At 67.3% G+C, this 20,146-nt stretch carries 12 protein-coding genes and 3 rRNA genes; 4 read left to right on the forward strand and 11 right to left on the reverse strand.

The features are described from left to right. The first annotated feature begins 149 nt into the window (after positions 1–149). The 3 genes from JOE38_RS08045 to JOE38_RS08055 all read left to right on the forward strand — a co-directional run bounded on the left by JOE38_RS08045 (position 150) and on the right by JOE38_RS08055 (position 1,483). Positions 150–602: a GNAT family N-acetyltransferase gene (locus JOE38_RS08045; protein WP_086517744.1), complete on the forward strand. Its 453-nt coding sequence runs from the start codon at positions 150–152 to the stop codon at positions 600–602. 3 nt (positions 603–605) lie between these two features. Beyond that, a complete protein-coding gene (locus JOE38_RS08050; RefSeq protein WP_204575656.1) occupies positions 606–926 on the forward strand; it encodes an MGMT family protein in 321 nt (106 codons plus the stop codon). A 119-nt stretch (positions 927–1,045) separates the two neighbouring features. Next, the gene (locus JOE38_RS08055; RefSeq protein WP_239544780.1) at positions 1,046–1,483 is read left to right on the forward strand and encodes a hypothetical protein; all 438 of its coding nucleotides are present in this window, start codon (positions 1,046–1,048) and stop codon (positions 1,481–1,483) included. Between the two features lie 76 nt (positions 1,484–1,559). Here the strand turns inward: JOE38_RS08055 and JOE38_RS08060 are convergent, their stop codons facing one another. From JOE38_RS08060 to sucC, 11 genes are all read right to left on the reverse strand, one after another. Then, entirely contained in the window at positions 1,560–3,368 is a 1,809-nt protein-coding gene (locus tag JOE38_RS08060) for an ABC transporter ATP-binding protein (RefSeq protein WP_204575658.1), read from the reverse strand. After that, positions 3,365–5,131: an ABC transporter ATP-binding protein gene (locus JOE38_RS08065; RefSeq protein ID WP_239545321.1), complete on the reverse strand. Its 1,767-nt coding sequence runs from the start codon at positions 5,129–5,131 to the stop codon at positions 3,365–3,367. Before JOE38_RS08065 ends, JOE38_RS08060 begins: the two co-directional genes overlap by 4 nt. A 677-nt stretch (positions 5,132–5,808) precedes the next feature. After that, positions 5,809–7,137 (reverse strand): dimethylargininase, encoded by a 1,329-nt coding sequence (ddaH, locus tag JOE38_RS08070; RefSeq protein WP_307838847.1) that lies wholly within the window; start codon positions 7,135–7,137, stop codon positions 5,809–5,811. Between the two features lie 273 nt (positions 7,138–7,410). Beyond that, a 5S ribosomal RNA gene (rrf, locus tag JOE38_RS08075) occupies positions 7,411–7,527 on the reverse strand. A 116-nt stretch (positions 7,528–7,643) separates the two neighbouring features. Then, a 23S ribosomal RNA gene (locus JOE38_RS08080) occupies positions 7,644–10,763 on the reverse strand. Between the two features lie 427 nt (positions 10,764–11,190). Then, positions 11,191–12,711: ribosomal RNA gene (locus JOE38_RS08085) — 16S ribosomal RNA — on the reverse strand. Together the 16S, 23S and 5S rRNA genes form the textbook arrangement of a ribosomal RNA operon. A gap of 577 nt (positions 12,712–13,288) precedes the next feature. Then, positions 13,289–14,914, reverse strand: coding sequence for a bifunctional phosphoribosylaminoimidazolecarboxamide formyltransferase/IMP cyclohydrolase (gene purH / locus JOE38_RS08090; protein ID WP_204575660.1), 1,626 nt, complete (start codon positions 14,912–14,914; stop codon positions 13,289–13,291). After that, positions 14,911–15,510 carry a phosphoribosylglycinamide formyltransferase gene (gene purN, locus JOE38_RS08095; RefSeq protein WP_204575661.1) on the reverse strand — a complete coding sequence of 200 codons (600 nt, stop codon included), beginning with the start codon at positions 15,508–15,510 and terminating at the stop codon, positions 14,911–14,913. The genes purH and purN overlap by 4 nt, the downstream gene beginning before the upstream one ends. A 3-nt stretch (positions 15,511–15,513) precedes the next feature. After that, positions 15,514–16,794, reverse strand: a complete 1,281-nt coding sequence (locus JOE38_RS08100; RefSeq protein WP_204575662.1) for a cell division protein PerM — start codon at positions 16,792–16,794, stop codon at positions 15,514–15,516. Between the two features lie 160 nt (positions 16,795–16,954). Continuing rightward, complete coding sequence (sucD, locus tag JOE38_RS08105; protein ID WP_063070856.1) at positions 16,955–17,842, reverse strand: succinate--CoA ligase subunit alpha; 888 nt, start codon at positions 17,840–17,842, stop codon at positions 16,955–16,957. A 26-nt stretch (positions 17,843–17,868) separates the two neighbouring features. Continuing rightward, on the reverse strand, positions 17,869–19,032 hold the full coding sequence (gene sucC / locus JOE38_RS08110) for an ADP-forming succinate--CoA ligase subunit beta (protein ID WP_045530563.1): 1,164 nt from the start codon (positions 19,030–19,032) through the stop codon (positions 17,869–17,871). Positions 19,033–19,279: 247 nt separating this feature from the next. On the opposite strand from sucC, the gene JOE38_RS08115 reads away from it, so the two are divergent. Further along, complete coding sequence (locus JOE38_RS08115; RefSeq protein WP_204575663.1) at positions 19,280–20,101, forward strand: oxygenase MpaB family protein; 822 nt, start codon at positions 19,280–19,282, stop codon at positions 20,099–20,101. Positions 20,102–20,146 lie beyond the last annotated feature (45 nt).

Consider the following 20,146-nt stretch of genomic DNA (forward strand, 5'->3'; position numbering starts at 1 on the left):
GCCAGCCTACCCGGCGGCCCCTGTCTCTCGACATCGAGACATCGGCGGGTCACGGTCGGATCCGCGCCCCCGGACCGCCTCCCGGCGCCGCCTCGCGACGGAGCCCGCGGCTCCTGGCCCGACGGAGGCCCGCCCGATACCCTGTGGCCATGAGCGACATGACACTGGAAGAGCTGAGCGCCCGCACGATCGTGGCGGCCAACACGCTGACGCTCAAGCCGGGGCAGGAGAACTACGTCGCCCCCGTGTCGCACTCCATCGCCGAGGCCTACGTCAACCCCACCACCGCCTGGCCGCGCGTGGTCGTGGAGGACGGCGAGGTCGTCGGCTTCATCATGGGCAACTTCGACCCCGAGGCCCACGAGGAGATCTTCCGCAGCTGCATCTGGCGCATCAACGTCGACGCGGACGCGCAGGGCCACGGCGTGGGCCGGTTCGCGGTCCTGTCGCTCGCGGACGAGGCCCGCTCGCGCGGATTCGACCGCCTCACGGTCGTGTGGGAGCCGGGCGAGGACGGCCCGGAGGAGTTCTTCACCCACGTCGGCTTCGAGGTCATCGGCGAGACCCAGTACGGCGAGGCCATCGGCGCGCTGGCGCTCTAGCGCGTGGCCGTCTTCGCCACCCCGGGCGAGTTCACCGACCGCGTGCTCGAGGTCGTGGCCGAGATCCCCGCCGGCCGCGTCATGACCTACGGCGACGTCGCCGCCGTGTTCGGCCGCCGCGGTGCCCGCGCGGTGGGCATGGTGCTGCGCTACCACGGCTCGGGGCTCCCCTGGTGGCGCGTGCTCCGCGCGGGCGGGCACCCGCCGACCGGTCTCGCCGACGAGGCCCGTCCCCGGTACGAGGCCGAGGGCACCCCGCTCCTCGACGCCCCGACCGACGCCGGGTACCGCGTCGACCTCGAGGCGGCCCGCTGGTTCCCGTGATCCGCTGACGCCCGGCGATCCGCCGTCCGCCTGGCGGCCGAGCGCGGATCATGCTCCGGGACCACGGCCGGGGCCTCGCGGCCGATGCGCGGCGGACCCCGCTCCGCTGGACTGGGAGCATGCCCCGTCCCCGGTCCGTCCGTCCGCTCGTCGCCCTCCCTCTCACCGTCCTCCTCGTGCTGGCACTCGGCGGCTGCGGCGCGGCGAGCACCGTGGGCGGCATGACCACCCCGGCGGACGCGCGGGTCTACGCCACGGCGGCGGATGCCGGCGGCCGGATCCCGGCGTGGATCCCCGCGGACGCGACCGACGTCCGCATCAAGACGTCGCTCCGCGGCGAGGGCGCGATCCTCGGGTTCCGCTCCGCGACGCCGGCCAACCGGCTGGGCTGCGCCGCCGCGCCCGCCGACGCTGCCGCGCCGTCCGTGCAGGACACCTGGTGGCCGGATCCCTCCCCCGCCGCGAGCATGACGTGCGGCGACGGCTGGCTGGCCGCCGCCGACGGCGAGGCCGTGCACGCGTGGCTGCCGAAGGGCTCCCCCGCGCTCGACCTCTGATCGCGCCGCGCTCGGACGCGACGCGGCCCGGGTGCCTCCCGACGGGAGGCACCCGGGCCGCGTCCGCGCGCCGACGCTAGACCAGCGACTCCCGCCACGCGGCGTGCAGCTGCGAGAAGCGGCCCGTGCCCTGGATGAGCGACTCCGGCGTCCCGTCCTCGACGATGCGGCCCTGCTCCATCACGAGCACGCGATCCGCGATCGCGACGGTCGAGAGCCGGTGCGCGATGATGATCGCCGTCCTGTCCGCGAGCAGCGTCGTGAGGCCCTGCTGCACGAGCCGCTCGCTCGGGATGTCGAGCGAGCTCGTCGCCTCGTCGAGGATCAGCACCGCCGGGTCCGCGAGGAACGCCCGCGCGAACGAGATCAGCTGGCGCTGCCCTGCCGACACCCGGCCGCCGCGCTTGTTCACGTCGGTGTCGTAGCCGTCCGGCAGCGACTCGATGAACGTGTGCGCCCCCACAGCCTCCGCCGCCTCCCGGATCTCGCCCCGCGTCGCGTCGGGCTTGCCGATCGCGATGTTGTCGGCGACGGATCCGGAGAAGAGGTACGCCTCCTGCGTCACCATGACGATGGCGCGGCGCAGGTCCTTCGGGTGCAGGTCGCGGAGGTCGATCCCATCGAGCGCAACGCGCCCGCCCGACGGGTCGTAGAACCGGGAGATGAGCTTCGCGAGCGTGGTCTTGCCCGCTCCGGTGGATCCGACGAGCGCGATGGTCTGCCCCGCCGGCATGTCGAGGTCGAAGCGCGGCAGGATCGTCTTGCCCTTCCCGTAGCCGAACTCGACGCCCTCGAAGGAGACGTGGCCCGTGGACTCCCACAGGTCGACCGGCTTCACGGGATCCGGCACGCTCGGCTCCTCCTCGAGCACGCCGGAGATCTTCTCGAGCGCGGCCGACGCCGACTGGTAGCTGTTGTAGAACATCGCCATGTCCTGCGCCGGCCCGAAGAACTGCCGCGTGTAGAGCACGACCGCGAGCAGCGCGCCGATGCCGAGCTGCCCGTCCGCGACGCGGAGGCCGCCGACCAGGAGCACCACGGCGACCGTGACGTTGCCGATGAGGATGAGGCCCGGGTCGAAGATCCCGAAGACCTGGATCACGCGCATGTTGGTGTCGCGGTAGCCCTCGACGTGCTCGGAGAACTCCTCCGCGTTGCGCTTCTCCTTGCGGAAGGCCTTGACCGCGCGTATGCCCGTCATCGTCTCCACGAAGTGCACGATGAGTCGCGCCGACTTCACGCGCGTCTGGCGGAACAGCGCCTGCGACTTCACGGCGAACCAGAGGCTCAGGAAGAACAGGGGCACGAGCGCCGCGAGCAGCACGAGGCCGGACACCCAGTCGAAGGAGAACAGCGCGATGGCGGTGAACGCCATGTAGAGCGCGCCCTGCACGAGCTGGTTGATGCCGCCGTTCAGCAGCTCCCGGATCGAGTCGAGGTCGCTCGTCTGGCGGGAGATGATCCGGCCGGACGTGTACGTCTCGTGGAACTCCAGGCTCAGCTTCTGCGTGTGCAGGAACATGCGCTTGCGGAGGTCGAGGAGGATCTCCTGCGCGATGCGCGCCGACATCACCTGGTACTTCGCCACCAGCACGGCGCCCGTGATCGCGACGAGCACGTACGCGCCGATCACGAGCGCGAGCAGCGTGGCGTCGCCCGTGTCGAGCAGCGACGGCAGCGCGCGGTCGAGGCCGACGCCGATGAGGGCGGGGCCGGCGACGTTCGCGGCGGTGGCCACGAGGATCGTCGCGGCCGTGAGGATCAGCGTCCGCTTGACCGGCTGGATGGTGCTGACGAGCAGCCTGGTCGAGCGACGGCGGATCTGCTTGCTCTCGGCACGGGAGAAGTCGTCCCTCTCCTCGCCGGTGACCCCGGTGACGCTCATGCTGAGGCCTCCTCGCGCACGGTGTTCCCTTCCACGTCCAGGCTCGAGATGACGAACCGGTAGTGCTCGCTCGTGGCGAGCAGGTCGGAGTGCCGGCCGACCGCGGTGATGCGGCCGTCCTGCATGAGCGCCACCCGGTCCGCGAGCATCACGGTCGAGGGGCGGTGCGCCACGATCAGCGCGGTGGTGGATGCAAGCACGCGGCGCAGCGCCGCCTCGACGAGCGCCTCCGTGTCGACGTCGAGCGCCGAGAGCGGGTCGTCGAGGACCAGCACGTCGGGTGCCGCGGCGACCGCGCGCGCGAGCGCGAGCCGCTGCCGCTGTCCGCCGGAGAGGCTCAGCCCCTCCTCGCCCACGGTCGTCTCGACGCCGTCGGGCAGGTCGTGCACGAAGCCGGCCTGCGCGATGTCGAGCGCCTCCTGCAGCACCCGCTCCGCCTCGGGCCCGCCGTCGGAGAGGTCCGGGCGACCGAGCAGCACGTTGTCGCGGACGCTCGAGGAGAACAGCGTCGCGTCCTCGAACGCCATCGCGATGCGACGGCGCAGCTCCTCGAGCCCGAGGTCGCGGATGTCCACGCCGTCGAGCTCGATGCTGCCGCCCGTCACGTCGTAGAGCCGCGTAGTCAGCGCCGTGAGCGTCGACTTGCCGCAGCCCGTGACGCCGACGAGCGCCATCGTCTCCCCGGGCTGCAGGTCGAGGTCCACCCCGTCGATCAGGTCGGCCTGGCCCGGGACGGCGTCCTGGTAGCGGAAGCGCGCGCCGCGGAACACGAGGTGGCCACGCGGCTCGGCGATGCGCACGGGCGTCGTGGGATCCGTGATCACGTCCTCCTCGTCCATCACCTCGAAGTAGCGGTCGATGGCCGTCCGCGCGTCGAAGGTCATCGACAGGAGGAAGCCCACCGACTCGATCGGCCAGCGCAGCACCGCGGCGGTGGCGAAGAACGCCACGAGGTCGCCCACCGAGATCTGCCCGCCCGCGGCGAGCAGCACGCCGCCGAGCAGCGCGAGCGCGAAGGTCAGGTCGGGCACCAGCAGCAGCCACAGCCAGATGCCGGCGATGGCCTTCGCCTTCTTGATCTCCGTGCCGCGCAGCTCCTCCGCCTGCTCGGCGAACGCGTCGTGCATGTGCTTGCCGCGACCAAACGCCTTGAGCACGCGGATCCCGTGCACCGACTGCTCGACGCTCGTGGCGAGGTCGCCGGACTGGTCCTGGCTGAGCCGCGCCACCGAGGAGTACTTCTGCTCGAAGAGGTAGCCGTAGACCCAGAGCGGGATGGAGCAGACGAGGAAGCCGAGGCCCAGGCGCCAGTCGATGGAGACCAGGAACCCGATGCCCACGAGGATCGTGAGGATGTTGACGATGAACAGCACCAGGCCGAACGCCATCCAGCGGCGGATGAGGTTGAGGTCGCTGACCATGCGCGACAGGAGCTGGCCGCTCTGCCACCGGTCGTGGAACGCGACCGGGAGCCGCTGCAGCTTCCGGTAGAACGCGTTCCGCATGTCCGCCTCCATGAGCGTGCCGGGCTTCAGCACGAACCAGCGGCGGAGGGCGATCATCGCGGCCTCGAGGATCCCGAGGCCGAGGATCAGGAGCACGGCGGGCACCACGGCGGCGGAGTCGCCGTCGCCGAGCGGGCCGTCGACGAGACCGCGGAGGATCTGCGGGATGACGAGCGACAGCAGCGAGCCGACGAGCGCCACCACCATGCCCGCGATGATGCTGGGCATGGCGGGCCGGGCGAACGGCAGCAGCCGCATGAGCACGGCGATGGTGCCGGGCCGGGGGCCGTGCCGCTCGGACGGCGCCTGGTCGGGCGATGCGGGCGGTGAGGTGGACACGTGTCATTCCTTCGGTAGTCGGCCGATGCGCGGCCGGACGTGCGGGGCGGCCGCGCGCGTCAGGACGCGCGCGACGGAGGATGGGGGGATCTGGTCGGGAGCAGGAGAGGATGCCCGCCGGCTCGGGATCGGTGGATCGGACGCGGGACGCCTGCGTCCGAGTGATGCGGAGATCGAGATCCGGTGCCCCGACGTCCTGCATGCGGGAGGAGGAGCGGCGTCGCCGGCACGACCGGTCACGGTCGTGGGCCGTGCGCGGGACGCCGCGGCGTCGCGCACGACCGGTGGGCTAGCGGAGCGGACCGAGGGACGCCGGGGTCACGGCGACGGCCGCCGTGCCGATCCGGCTCGAGGTCGTGCGTGCGTCTGTCGTCGATGTCGTGGTCATGACACCCTCCCTGGCTGCGTATGCGATTCACGTGTGGGCCGCACCGATCGACCACGTGAATGGCCGCCCCAGGCAGCCTTCCAGGATATGGAGCGCGGGCCACGCGCACAAGAGCCCGGCCCGCATCCGAGGATGCGGGCCGGGCTCTCATGCGAGGCGGAGGCGTGCGCGTCGCCGGACCGCAGTGCGGCCGCGAGCGTCGCCGGCGTCAGCCGATGCGGACCGACAGGCAGGTGACGCAGCCTTCGAGCTTCTCGAACTCGCTGATGTCCACGGCCACGACCTCGTAGCCCAGGCTCCGGAGCAGGTCAGCCGTGCGGGGTGCGGCAGCCGAGAGGAGCAGCGTGTGCGCGTCGAGCGCGACGACGGCCGTGCCCTCCGCCTCGGGGACGGGGAGGAACGACGGGAACAGTCGCGGCTCGTCGACCAGCGGCTCGTATCCGATGACGGTGCCGTCCGGGAGTGCCGTGACCTGCGACTTGAGGTGCAGGGTGCGGCTGACCGGGACGCCCACCACCGCGTAACCGAGCGGGCCGGCGATCTCGCGCAGGCGCTGGATCCCCGCGGCGTTGGTCCGTCCGCTGGCACCCACGTAGACCGTGCGCCCGACCTCGAGGACGTCTCCCCCGTCGATCGTCGCGGGCAGGTCGATGGATGTCACATCCAGGTCCATGTCCTCCAGAGCGCGCTCCACACCGGCGCGCTCGCCACGGCGGGAGTCCGCCCCGGAGGTGAGCAGCACGGCCGTGCTGCCGAGCACCAGCACGGCGTCCTCCACGAAGACCGAGTCGGGGTGGTCGTCGGCCGGCGGGACCTCCCGGGTCGACCATCCGCTCTCCTCGAGGGCGAGCACGTAGCGCTCCCACTGCTGGTCCGCGAGCTCGGAGTCGATGGGACGGCGGTCCAGGTGCGTCAGCTCGCCCTCAGCGAGCCGCGAGGAGGGGATCCGCACGAGTGCCACGCGCTCCCGGACGACCACGTCGCTACCCGCGCCCCCGAGCCGGTTCCACAGACGTCGACCGAGGAGGACGGACGCCAGCGAGACCCCGAGGACGAACATGAGGTTGAGCCCGAGGAGCGTCTCCAGCAGCGGGCTGACGATGTCGCCGGAGATGGCGGCGCCCTGGCCCATGGCACCGACGAGGCTGCCGATCAGCGCACCGGCCACCGCAGCGGCCACGGAACCGAGGATCGACGTCCACAGACGGCGGTGCATCCCGACGCCCGCGAGGGCGGCGAGGAGCACGAAGGCCACCAGCGTGTGGACGGTCCAGTAGTCGAGCAGCGTCACCAGCACAGCCGCGCCCGGCTGGTTGGCGCTGAAGAGCGTCAGCACGCTGAAGAGGAGACCGAGGATCGCGGAGACACCCGCGGACACGAGGGCCGCGGACAACGCCCTGCCGAGCGGGACACCGGCACTCGGTCGAGCGGAGCTCGAGTCGGGCTTCCGCGTGATCGCGGGTGTCTTGGACGCGTCCCCCGCCGCGTGGTCTCGGGGCTGGCCGGGTGTGCGGTCGTTCTCGCGGGATTCGGTCACGAACGACGACGATAACGGCAGCTGTTATGACCGCCATGTGAGAGGGCTGACAGCAACGCGCGGAAGGACGCATTCCACAGCACTACCGGGCGCGATCCCGTACGCGATAGCGGTGACGGCACGCGACGGCGGGAGCGTGGACGAGAGGGCATCCGCGTTCGCAGAGCCAAGGCGCCTCGCGGGCCCGTCACCGGTGAGCCCGTATCCGCTCGTTAACGCGAGAAGGCCCGTCGCACGATGTGCGACGGGCCTCCCCGATCATTCTCAAGTTAAGTCCGGCGGTGTCCTACTCTCCCACAGGGTCCCCCCTGCAGTACCATCGGCGCTGAGAGTCTTAGCTTCCGGGTTCGGAATGTAACCGGGCGTTTCCCTCTCGCTATGGCCGCCGAAACACCTCATACACACCCCACAGGGCATGAAATCTGTGATGAATCGACCAGTCAAGCTGGTTGTTCAATTAGCACCCGACCGTATATCGGGAACCACATAGTGGACGCAAGCAAAGTGTTTTCAAGATATCGGCTTATTAGTACAGGTCAGCTCCACGAGTCTTTAGTCCTCGCTTCCACATCCTGCCTATCAACCCGGTAGTCTAGCCGGGAGCCTTCACCCTAAAAGGGATGGAAATCTCATCTCGAAGCCGGCTTCCCGCTTAGATGCTTTCAGCGGTTATCCGTTCCGAACGTAGCTAATCAGCGGTGCTCCTGGCGGAACAACTGACACACCAGAGGTTCGTCCATCCCGGTCCTCTCGTACTAGGGATAGATCTTCTCAAATTTCCTACGCGCGCAGCGGATAGGGACCGAACTGTCTCACGACGTTCTAAACCCAGCTCGCGTACCGCTTTAATGGGCGAACAGCCCAACCCTTGGGACCTACTCCAGCCCCAGGATGCGACGAGCCGACATCGAGGTGCCAAACCATGCCGTCGATATGGACTCTTGGGCAAGATCAGCCTGTTATCCCCGAGGTACCTTTTATCCGTTGAGCGACAGCGCTTCCACAAGCCACTGCCGGATCACTAGTCCCGACTTTCGTCCCTGCTCGACTTGTCAGTCTCACAGTCAAGCTCCCTTGTGCACTTACACTCGACACCTGATTACCAACCAGGTTGAGGGAACCTTTGGGCGCCTCCGTTACTTTTTAGGAGGCAACCGCCCCAGTTAAACTACCCACCAGGCACTGTCCCTGAACCGGATTACGGTTCGAAGTTAGATATCCAGAGTGACCAGAGTGGTATTTCAACAATGACTCCACCCGAACTAGCGTCCGAGCTTCACAGTCTCCCACCTATCCTACACAAGCCACACCGAACACCAATACCAAGCTGTAGTAAAGGTCACGGGGTCTTTCCGTCCTGCTGCGCGTAACGAGCATCTTTACTCGTAGTGCAATTTCGCCGAGTTCGCGGTTGAGACAGCTGGGAAGTCGTTACGCCATTCGTGCAGGTCGGAACTTACCCGACAAGGAATTTCGCTACCTTAGGATGGTTATAGTTACCACCGCCGTTTACTGGGGCTTAAATTCTCAGCTTCGCACTTGCGTGCTAACCGTTCCTCTTAACCTTCCAGCACCGGGCAGGCGTCAGTCCGTATACATCGTCTTGCGACTTAGCACGGACCTGTGTTTTTAGTAAACAGTCGCTTCCCACTGGTCTCTGCGGCCTTCAAACGCTTCAGGAGTAAATCCCTACACGCCTCAGGCCCCCCTTCTCCCGAAGTTACGGGGGCATTTTGCCGAGTTCCTTAACCACGATTCTCTCGATCTCCTTAGTATTCTCTACCTGACCACCTGAGTCGGTTTGGGGTACGGGCGATTGGAACCTCGCGTCGATGCTTTTCTCGGCAGCATAGGATCACTGATTTCGTCCGTGAGGACTACCCATCGGGTCTCAGGCTACATAGAAGACGGATTTGCCTATCTTCTGCCCTACATCCTTAGACCGGGACAACCATCGCCCGGCTCAGCTACCTTCCTGCGTCACACCTGTTAATACGCTAAACGCGCCAGCGTAGGGTCGTGTGCTAGGCCAAGACCGTCACCCCGAAGGGATCGAATCAAGGATTCAGACACTTAGCATTACTGGATTGTCTTGGGCGGTTCTTCATCGGTACGGGAATATCAACCCGTTGTCCATCGACTACGCCTGTCGGCCTCGCCTTAGGTCCCGACTTACCCAGGGCGGATTAGCCTGGCCCTGGAACCCTTGGTCTTTCGGAGGACGGGTTTCTCACCCGTCTTTCGCTACTCATGCCTGCATTCTCACTCGTGTGGCCTCCACGGCTGGTTCACACCGCCGCTTCGCTGGCCACACGACGCTCTCCTACCCATCCATACGGCTGGACCACGAAGGCCTGCCTATAATATAAATGCCACAACTTCGGTGGCGTGCTTGAGCCCCGTTACATTGTCGGCGCGGAATCACTTGACCAGTGAGCTATTACGCACTCTTTCAAGGGTGGCTGCTTCTAAGCCAACCTCCTGGTTGTCTATGCAACTCCACATCCTTTCCCACTTAGCACGCGCTTAGGGACCTTAGATGGTGGTCTGGGTTGTTTCCCTCTCGACGATGAAGCTTATCCCCCACCGTCTCACTGCTGCGCTCTCACTTACCGGCATTCGGAGTTTGGCTGAAGTCAGTAACCTTTTGGGGCCCATCGTCCATCCAGTAGCTCTACCTCCGGCAAGAAACACGCAACGCTGCACCTAAATGCATTTCGGAGAGAACCAGCTATCACGAAGTTTGATTGGCCTTTCACCCCTATCCACAGCTCATCCCCTCCATTTTCAACTGAAGTGGGTTCGGTCCTCCACGACGTCTTACCGTCGCTTCAACCTGGCCATGGATAGATCACTTCGCTTCGGGTCTAGAACATGCGACTCATACGCCCTATTAAGACTCGCTTTCGCTACGGCTGCCCCTCACGGGTTAACCTCGCCACATATCACTAACTCGCAGGCTCATTCTTCAAAAGGCACGCTGTCACACCAACAAGGGTGCTCCAACGGTTTGTAAGCAAACGGTTTCAGGTACTATTTCACTCCCCTCCCGGGGTACTTTTCACCTTTCCCTCACGGTACTTGTCCGCTATCGGTCATCTGGGAGTATTTAGGCTTATCAGGTGGTCCTGACAGATTCACACGGGATTTCTCGGGCCCCGTGCTACTTGGGATACTCTCCGGACAGGCGACGACATTTCGACTACGGGGTTCGCACCCTCTGTGACTGGCCTTTCAAGACCATTCGTCTATATCGCGCTCATTGCCCTCACAGCTCGGTAGAACTGTACGGAAAGTCCCGCAACCCCGACCATGCAACTCCTACCGGATATCACACATGATCGGTTTGGCCTCTTCCGGTTTCGCTCGCCACTACTAACGGAATCGCTTTTGCTTTCTCTTCCTGTGGGTACTGAGATGTTTCACTTCCCCACGTTCCCTCTACCCGCCCTATATATTCAGGCGGGAGTCACCAGGTCACCCAAAGGGCCTGGCGGGGTTTCCCCATTCGGAAATCCTCGGATCAAAGCTCTATTATCAGCTCCCCGAGGCTTATCGCAGATTTATACGTCCTTCTTCGGCTCCAGATGCCAAGGCATCCACCGTTTGCTCTTAGAATCTTGAAATCACATGAGATTGAATCGTTTCGCCTCCCCTAGAGGAGACAGAATTGACCAATGATCTATAAATAGATCTTTGTGATCGACCGGAAAACCGGTGAATCTAAGATGCTCGCGTCCACTGTGTAGTTCTCAATATACGGGCGGTACCCCACCACCATCCACTCAGGGACGACGGAAAGGGTCCGACAAGAAACCAGACACACCCCGAAAGATGCGGCCCGGTCCCTCAGGACCCAACAGCGTGCAACATGCCCTCGACACACCGAACCACGTTCCCACCCCCAAGGAGGCGTACTAGCAGCCCGACACATCAGCCGGCATCAATGTCAATGTTCCACCCATGAGCGCCACCGCCAGAACAGACGCCTGACGCGTGACTTGGCACCATTGATCTCCCTGTATACAGAGGAGAGGTGCACATGCTCCTTAGAAAGGAGGTGATCCAGCCGCACCTTCCGGTACGGCTACCTTGTTACGACTTAGTCCTAATCACCGATCCCACCTTCGACAGCTCCTCCCTTGCGGTTAGGCCACTGGCTTCGGGTGTTACCGACTTTCATGACTTGACGGGCGGTGTGTACAAGGCCCGGGAACGTATTCACCGCAGCGTTGCTGATCTGCGATTACTAGCGACTCCGACTTCATGAGGTCGAGTTGCAGACCTCAATCCGAACTGAGACCGGCTTTTTGGGATTCGCTCCACCTTACGGTATCGCAGCCCTTTGTACCGGCCATTGTAGCATGCGTGAAGCCCAAGACATAAGGGGCATGATGATTTGACGTCATCCCCACCTTCCTCCGAGTTGACCCCGGCAGTCTCCTATGAGTTCCCACCATTACGTGCTGGCAACATAGAACGAGGGTTGCGCTCGTTGCGGGACTTAACCCAACATCTCACGACACGAGCTGACGACAACCATGCACCACCTGTATACCGACCTTGCGGGGCACACATCTCTGCATGTTTCCGGTATATGTCAAGCCTTGGTAAGGTTCTTCGCGTTGCATCGAATTAATCCGCATGCTCCGCCGCTTGTGCGGGCCCCCGTCAATTCCTTTGAGTTTTAGCCTTGCGGCCGTACTCCCCAGGCGGGGAACTTAATGCGTTAGCTGCGACACGGAGACCGTGGAATGGTCCCCACATCTAGTTCCCAACGTTTACGGCATGGACTACCAGGGTATCTAATCCTGTTCGCTCCCCATGCTTTCGCTCCTCAGCGTCAGTTACGGCCCAGAGATCTGCCTTCGCCATCGGTGTTCCTCCTGATATCTGCGCATTCCACCGCTACACCAGGAATTCCAATCTCCCCTACCGCACTCTAGTCTGCCCGTACCCACTGCAGACCCGAGGTTGAGCCTCGGGATTTCACAGCAGACGCGACAAACCGCCTACGAGCTCTTTACGCCCAATAATTCCGGACAACGCTTGCACCCTACGTATTACCGCGGCTGCTGGCACGTAGTTAGCCGGTGCTTTTTCTGCAGGTACCGTCACTTTCGCTTCTTCCCTACTAAAAGAGGTTTACAACCCGAAGGCCGTCATCCCTCACGCGGCGTTGCTGCATCAGGCTTGCGCCCATTGTGCAATATTCCCCACTGCTGCCTCCCGTAGGAGTCTGGGCCGTGTCTCAGTCCCAGTGTGGCCGGTCACCCTCTCAGGCCGGCTACCCGTCGTAGGCTTGGTGAGCCATTACCTCACCAACAACCTGATAGGCCGCGAGTCCATCCCCAACCGAAATTCTTTCCACGACCAGACCATGCGGCCAATCGTCATATCCGGTATTAGCTACCATTTCTAGCAGTTATCCCAGAGTCGGGGGCAGGTTACTCACGTGTTACTCACCCGTTCGCCACTGATCCGCCAGAGCAAGCTCTGACATCACCGTTCGACTTGCATGTGTTAAGCACGCCGCCAGCGTTCGTCCTGAGCCAGGATCAAACTCTCCATAAATGCTTAAACGCACGACCACCCGAAAGCAGCCGGCACATCTAAAGCCAGACGTGAACGGGAATCGAACACGAACCAGCAAGTTTGAAACCGACAGAACAAATCATTACTGACTTGCTTGTTTGTTTAAATGTATTCCAAAGGAATCCGAAACGAGCATCCGAAGGACACCCGCAACGGGTATTTGGCATTTGACATTGTGCACGCTGTTGAGTTCTCAAGGAACGGACGCTCCCGACACCGACCATCACAGCCAGCCATCGGAGCTCACACTCCACCGCTCCCCGTGGGAGTGATCCAGACCACACAGGCCCAGCACTCACGTCGGAAGCAGAATCAGACCCTAGCTCAGTTGATGGTAAACACGCAACCCTCAGGGCCACGGCAACTTCTGTTTCACCAGGATCATCACCCACCAGAACAGCTCCGGAAGCCTTCCAGCTTCCCGCCCGTTCCGGCGACAAGAGGAGACATTACGCGGACCACCCCACCCCCGCAAAACAACCCGCATCCCGGGCGTGTCGCAACGGCCTCACGCAGGCGGCGGAGCGGCGGCCCCGGGGGACCGCCGCCGCGCGCATCAGTGGAAGAAGTGGCGCTCGCCCGTGAAGTACATGGCGACGCCCGCGGCGCGAGCGGCCTCGACGACCTCCTCGTCGCGAACCGACCCTCCGGGCTGGACCACCGCGCGGACGCCGGCGTCGAGCAGGACCTGCAGACCGTCGGCGAACGGGAAGAACGCGTCGGACGCGGCCACCGATCCGGATGCCCGGTCGCCCGCGCGCTGCACGGCGAGCTGACACGAGTCCACCCGGTTGACCTGACCCATGCCCACGCCGACGGAAGCCCCGTGGTGGGCGAGCAGGATCGCGTTCGACTTCACCGCCCGACAGGCCTTCCACGCGAACTCGAGGTCCGCGAGCGTCTGCTCGTCCACGGGTTCGCCGGTGGCCAGGGTCCAGGTCGTCGAGAGGCGCGTGCCGTCCGTGGGGAAGGCGTCGCCGGACTGGACGAGGTAGCCGCCCGAGATCTGGCGGGCCTCGAGCTCTTCGCGGTGGTACCCCTCGGGGAGAGTGAGCAACCGGAGGTTCTTCTTCGTCTTGAGCAGCGTGAGCGCGTCGTCGTCGAACCCGGGGGCGACGAGCACCTCCGTGAAGATCTCCTTCACCGTCTCCGCCATCCCCAGCGTGACCGTGCGGTTCGCCGCGATCACTCCCCCGAAGGCCGAGACGGGATCGCAGTCATGCGCGCTCCGGTGCGCGGCGGCGATCGCGTCGACCGCGCGGGGCGCCGCGACGGCGATGCCGCAGGGGTTGGCGTGCTTGATGATGGCCACCGCCGGCTCCGCGAAGTCGTAGGCGGCTCGCACCGCCGCATCCGCGTCGACGAAGTTGTTGTAGGACATCTCCTTGCCGTGCAGCTGCGTCGCCTGGGCGATGCCGACGCCATCGGGCCGTCGGTAGAGCGCGGCGTCCTGGTGGGAGTTCTCCCCGTACCGGAGCACCTGGGCCAGCTCGCCCCCGACGTCCCAGCTCGCAGGCCAGGCGGGGGCGGCCTGATCGGAGGATCCTGCGCCGACGACGGTCGACCGGAAGTAGTCGGCGACCGCGCGGTCGTAGTCGGCCGTGTGCGCGAAGGCCGCGGCCGCGAGCCGGCGCCGCTGCTCGAGGGTGGTGCCCCCGGAGCCCACGGCCTGGATCACCTCGTCGTAGCTCGACGGCGACACGACGATCGCGACGTTCGCGTGGTTCTTGGCGGACGCGCGCACCATGGCGGGGCCGCCGATGTCGATCTGCTCGATCACGTCCGAGGCGGGGGCGCCCGACGCCACCGTCTCGACGAACGGGTAGAGGTTCACGACCACGAGCTGGAACGGGGAGATGCCGAGCTCCGCCAGCTGCGCCTCGTGCGACTCGAGCCGGAGGTCGGCGAGCAGACCGGCGTGGACCGCGGGGTGCAGCGTCTTGACGCGTCCGTCGAGCGACTCCGGGAACCCGGTCACGTCCTGCACCTGCGTCACGGGGAAGCCCGCCTCGGCGATGGTGCTCGCGGTGGATCCGGTGGAGACGATCTCGACCCCGGCCTCCGCGAGCGCAGCGGCCAGCTCGAGCAGCCCCGTCTTGTCGCTGACGGAGACGAGGGCGCGCGTCACCTCCACGCCGTCTCGATCACGGAACAGGGACGGGTCGTGACGGGGTCCGCTCATGCCGGGGACAGCTCCTTGAGGTCGATGGTGCCGAGGGAGATCGCGCGCACCGTGTCGACGAGGAGCCTGCGCTCCACGACCTTGATGCGCTCGTGCAGGGTGTGCTCGGTGTCGCCGGGATCCACGGGCACGCGCTCCTGCGCGAGCACCGGCCCGGTGTCGACCCCGGTGTCGACGACGATGATGGACGCCCCGGAGCTCGTGGCCCCGGCGGCGATGGCGTCCCGGACGGCGTGGGCACCCGGGAACTCCGGCAGGTACGCCGGATGCGTGTTGACGATGCGAGGCGCGAACGCCGCCACGGCGCGCGGCGGCAGGAGGCGCATGAAGCCGCTGAGGACCACCAGGTCGGGTTCCCAGCCGGCGATGGCCGCCGCGAGCTCGTCGCCCCAGGCCGCGCGGTCGGGGAAGCTCGCGAACGGGACCGTGAAGGTGGGGATGCCGCGCTCCTCGGCGAAGCGGAGGCCGTCGGCATCGCGATCGGCCCCGACCGCGATCACCCGCGCGGGGTAGTCCGCATGGTCGGCCGCCTGGAGGAGGGCGTGGAGGTTGGTCCCGCTGCCGGAGATGAGGACGACCACGTTGAGCACCCGCACAGCCTATCCGCGTCCCTCGGGGCTGCGCCGGACGAGGGGGGCCATCAGGCCGGACACGAACATGCCCGCCACGGACGCCACGCCGATCTCGAGGAACGCGGCGAGGAGGATCCACCCGGCTGCCGGTCCCACGTCGGCCAGGCGGCCCGGTCCCGCGGCTCCGCCGGAGAGGACCGCCAGCAGGGCGAGCACGACGGCGCCGACGAGGCCCATGCCCAGACCCGCGCCGAGGAACCACGGCCAGCGCCGCGCCTCGGGCTCGGGGATCCGGGCGACCCGCGGGGACAGCGCGACAGCGGCGACGAAGGAGACGACGACCGGGACGAGGATCCCCAGGTAGCCGAGGTCGAACGCCCCCTGCGGCAGGATCCCCAGGACGGGCACGGACGGGATCGGGCCGACGGTCGTGCCGAGCGGCGAGATGGATGACCCGGTGCCGAGGGCGAAGCCGGGGCCGATGAGCCACGACGCCGCCCACATCACCAGGTTCGGCAGGAGCGCGATCTGCGCCAGCGTGAGGGCGACGCCGCCGACGATCCCCGTCTGCAGCGTCTCGTAGAGGGTGATGACGGTCGCGTACTGGAGGCCGAGCAGCACGGCGACGACGATGGCGGAGATCGCCACGACTCCGAAGGCCGCGGCCGCTCCACCGCGGACGGCCGTGGCCGCGAGGGAGGCCGCGCCGTCCGGCAGGCGGTCGAGCGCACCGCGGGCGCTCCGGATGGCACCGGCCGCGCGGCCGGACGACAGGGACCCCCACCACCGGCGGGCCCTCGCTCGATCGGCGCGCGCGATCCCGCCGACGAGGAGGCCGAGCGCGAGGACGAGCGTCGGCAGGATCGCCCCGCGCCCGACGGCCGGGGAGACGCCATCGTGCTGCGCCGCGAGCGCGAGGCCGAGGGACAGCACGGCGGTCGTCGCCACGGCGGAGAACGCGCCGACGCCGGGGTGGTCGGTCTCGACGATGCGGCGACCGGCGCGGATGCCGAGCAGGAGCGTGAGGAGCGCGAAGCCCAGCGGCGCGAGCGTGAGCGCGAACGGGGCGTCCACGCCCGGGAGGCCGAGGGAGGACGCGAGCGACGGATCCAGCGACGCCGAGAGCGGCACGCCGTGCCCGAGGAGCCAGAGGTCGACCGCGGTGCGCGCGAAGACGCCCCAGTCGATCTGCAGGTCGTACTGGCCGGCCCACAGCGCCGTGAGCGGAACGAGGGGCAGGGCGACGCCGACCCCCACCACCAGGAGCGCCTCGAGTGCCGCGAACAGGGCGGTTGCGTGTCGGTTCATGCCTCGACGACCCTACCGGCCGGGCCATGCGCGACCCGTCGGGCGACGGGCGCGCCGGGGCATCCGCGGGCCGATCCGCATGTGAAGGACCCGGGCACGACGACGGCCCGCATCCACCGGGGATGCGGGCCGTCGTCGTGCGCTCCCGAGCGCGTCGTCGCTACAGGGCGGCGAAGACCTCGCGGAGGAGGTTGGCCGTCTCGGTCGGCGTCTTGCCGACCTTGACGCCCGAGGCCTCGAGGGCCTCCTTCTTGCCCTGGGCCGTGCCGCTGCCGCCGGACACGATGGCGCCGGCGTGGCCCATGGTCTTGCCCTCGGGCGCGGTGAAGCCCGCGACGTACGCGACGACCGGCTTGGTGACGTGGGCCTTGATGTACTCGGCCGCGCGCTCCTCGGCGTCGCCGCCGATCTCGCCGATCATGACGATGGCGCGCGTCTCCGGGTCGGCCTCGAACGCCTCGAGGGCGTCGATGTGCGTGGTGCCGATGATCGGGTCGCCGCCGATGCCGATGGCGGTCGAGATGCCGAGGTCGCGCAGCTCGAACATCATCTGGTAGGTGAGCGTGCCCGACTTCGACACCAGGCCGATGGGGCCGGCCTCGGTGATGGTGGCCGGGATGATGCCGGCGTTCGACTTGCCGGGGCTGATGATGCCAGGGCAGTTCGGGCCGACGATCCGGGTCTTCCCGCCCGTGCTCTTGGCGTGCGACCAGAACTCGGCGGAGTCCTTGACGGGGATGCCCTCGGTGATGACGACCGCGAGCGGGATGGCGGCGTCGATCGCCTCCACCACGGCGCTCTTCGCGAACGCCGGCGGGACGAAGATGACCGACACGTCGGCGCCCGTCTCCGCCATGGCCTCGGCGACGGAGCCGAAGATCGGGAGCTCGACGCCCTCGATCGTGACCGTGCTGCCGGCCTTGCGCGGGTTGACGCCGCCGACGACCTTGCTCCCGGACGCGAGCATGCGGCCCGCGTGCTTGGTGCCCTCGGACCCGGTGAGGCCCTGGACGATGATCTTGCTGTTCTCGTCGAGAAGAATCGACATGTGCTGTTCCTGTTCTCTCTCGGGAGTTAAGCGGCGGCCAGCTCGGCGGCCTTGTCGGCTGCCTCGTCCATGGTGCCGACGACGGTGACGAGGGGGTGCGCGCGCTCCTCGAGGATGCGGCGGCCCTCCTCGACGTTGTTGCCGTCGAGGCGGACGACGAGCGGCTTGGTGGCGGCGTCGCCCAGCTTGTCGAGCGCGCCGACGATGCCGTTCGCGACCGCGTCGCACGACGTGATGCCGCCGAAGACGTTGACGAAGACGCTCGTGACCTGCTCGTCGCCGAGGATGACGTCGAGGCCGGCGGCCATGACCTCGGCCGACGCTCCGCCGCCGATGTCGAGGAAGTTCGCCGGGCGCACGCCGCCGTGCTGCTCGCCGGCGTAGCTGACGACGTCGAGCGTCGACATGACGAGGCCCGCGCCGTTGCCGATGATGCCGACCTGGCCGTCGAGCTTGACGTAGTTGAGGTCCGACTCCTTGGCCTTGGCCTCGAGCGGATCCGCGGCGGCCGCGTCCTCGAGGGCGGCGTGGCCCTCGTGGCGGAAGCCGGCGTTCTCGTCGAGCGTGACCTTGCCGTCGAGGGCGATGATGTCGCCCGACTCCGTGAGGACGAGCGGGTTGACCTCGACGAGCGTCGCGTCCTCATCCCGGTAGACCCACCAGAGGCGCTCGAAGACGGGCGCGACCTTGGCGATGAGCTCCTCGGGGAACGAGGCGGCGCGGGCGATCTCCTCGGCCTTGGCGGCGTCGATGCCGGCGACCGGGTCGATCTCGATGCGGGCGAGCGCCTCGGGCCGGGTGACCGCGAGCTCCTCGATCTCCATGCCGCCCTCGTAGCTGGCGAGGCACAGGTAGGAGCGCTCGGCGCGGTCGAGGAGGATCGAGAAGTAGAACTCCTGCGCGATGCGGGCGCCTGCCGCGACCATCACGCGGTGCACGGTGTGGCCCTTGATGTCGAGCCCGAGGATGGACTGCGCCGCCTCGTGCGCCGCGTCGGCGCTCTGGGCGACCTTGACGCCGCCGGCCTTGCCTCGGCCTCCGGTCTTCACCTGCGCCTTCACGACGACGGTGCCGCCGAGCTTCTCGGCCGCGGCACGCACCTCCTCGGCGGTGTCGGCGACGATCCCCGGGAGGACCGGGACGCCGTAGGACTCGAAGAGGTCCCTGGCCTGGTATTCGAAAAGATCCACGCGTGTCATCCCATCCGCACCCGCGCCAGGCGGTTACGTGCGTCGTTCGAGGCTGCGGTGCCACGACCGTCTGGTGGCGGCACCCGGTGTGTTGCGGCTGGTCGACGCGCCCGCCGCCCACCTGCGTGGGCCGGCCCGCCGCGTCGACGACCGTGGAGAGCCTATCGGGTCGCGGGTGCGCCGGTCCGGGTGCGCCGGGACCGTGCGCCGATGCGCGATCGGCGGCCTGGGGAGGGAGACTGGGCGGATGAGCCCGAGGACGCATCCCGCTCGTCGGCCAGGTGGATCCATCCGGGACATCGCGGGCGAGGGAATCCTCCTGGCGGCGGGGGCGCGGGCGATCCTGCTCCAGGTCGCCGACCCTGCCGTGGCACGCGGCGTGGCCGAGCACAGCGACTTCGCATCGCGCCCGCTCGACCGGCTCGAGGGCACGCTCGGCTACATCTACGCCGTCGTGTTCGGCTCCCCCGACGAGGTCGCGCGCGCCCGGCGGATCGTCGGACGTGCGCACGCACCGGTCCGGTCGACGGTCGCCGCGGCCGACGGCTCGGCGCCGGCCTACTCCGCCTACGACCCGGAGCTGCAGCTCTGGGTGGCCGCGACGGTCTACCAGTCCGCGATCACGATGTTCGAGCTCTGCTTCGGGCCGCTGCCCGACGAGGCCGCCGACAGGATCCACCGGCAGTACGCCGTCCTCGGCACGGCGCTGCAGGTCCCGGCGGGGATGTGGCCCGCGGATCGCGCGGCGTTCCGCGCGTACTGGGATGAGCGGATCGCGACGCTCGAGCCCACGGCGGACGCGAGGCGGATCGCGCGGACGCTGCTGGACGGACGGGGCGCGCCTCCGGCGGTCCGCGCGGTCATGCCGCTCGTGGCGCTCGTGACGGCGGGGCTCCTGCCGCCGCGCATCCGGGCGGGATTCGGGATGCGGTGGGACGCGCGGCTCGAGCGCCGCTGCCGTCGCCTCCTCGCACCCGTCCTCGCCGTGTACCGGGTGCTGCCGCGCGTCGCCAGGGAGGCGCCGCGCTCCGTCATCACGCGCAGGTACCGCCGCCGCGCCGCCGGGTAGCGCACGTCCGGGCCGCTCCTGCACAGGCGCGCGATCGCGGATCCC

The sequence above is a fragment of the Clavibacter michiganensis genome, assembly GCF_016907085.1.
Taxonomy (GTDB): domain Bacteria; phylum Actinomycetota; class Actinomycetes; order Actinomycetales; family Microbacteriaceae; genus Clavibacter; species Clavibacter michiganensis_O.

Coding starts and splice junctions, on each gene's coding strand:
- purH (WP_204575660.1), bottom strand. CDS start 14,914: ATGAGCGGACCCCGTCACGACCCGTCCCTGTTCCGTGATCGAGACGGC.
- sucD (WP_063070856.1), bottom strand. CDS start 17,842: ATGTCGATTCTTCTCGACGAGAACAGCAAGATCATCGTCCAGGGCCTC.
- JOE38_RS08045 (WP_086517744.1), top strand. CDS start 150: ATGAGCGACATGACACTGGAAGAGCTGAGCGCCCGCACGATCGTGGCG.
- JOE38_RS08055 (WP_239544780.1), top strand. CDS start 1,046: ATGCCCCGTCCCCGGTCCGTCCGTCCGCTCGTCGCCCTCCCTCTCACC.
- JOE38_RS08060 (WP_204575658.1), bottom strand. CDS start 3,368: ATGAGCGTCACCGGGGTCACCGGCGAGGAGAGGGACGACTTCTCCCGT.
- JOE38_RS08065 (WP_239545321.1), bottom strand. CDS start 5,131: ATGCGGCTGCTGCCGTTCGCCCGGCCCGCCATGCCCAGCATCATCGCG.
- JOE38_RS08100 (WP_204575662.1), bottom strand. CDS start 16,794: ATGAACCGACACGCAACCGCCCTGTTCGCGGCACTCGAGGCGCTCCTG.
- JOE38_RS08115 (WP_204575663.1), top strand. CDS start 19,280: ATGAGCCCGAGGACGCATCCCGCTCGTCGGCCAGGTGGATCCATCCGG.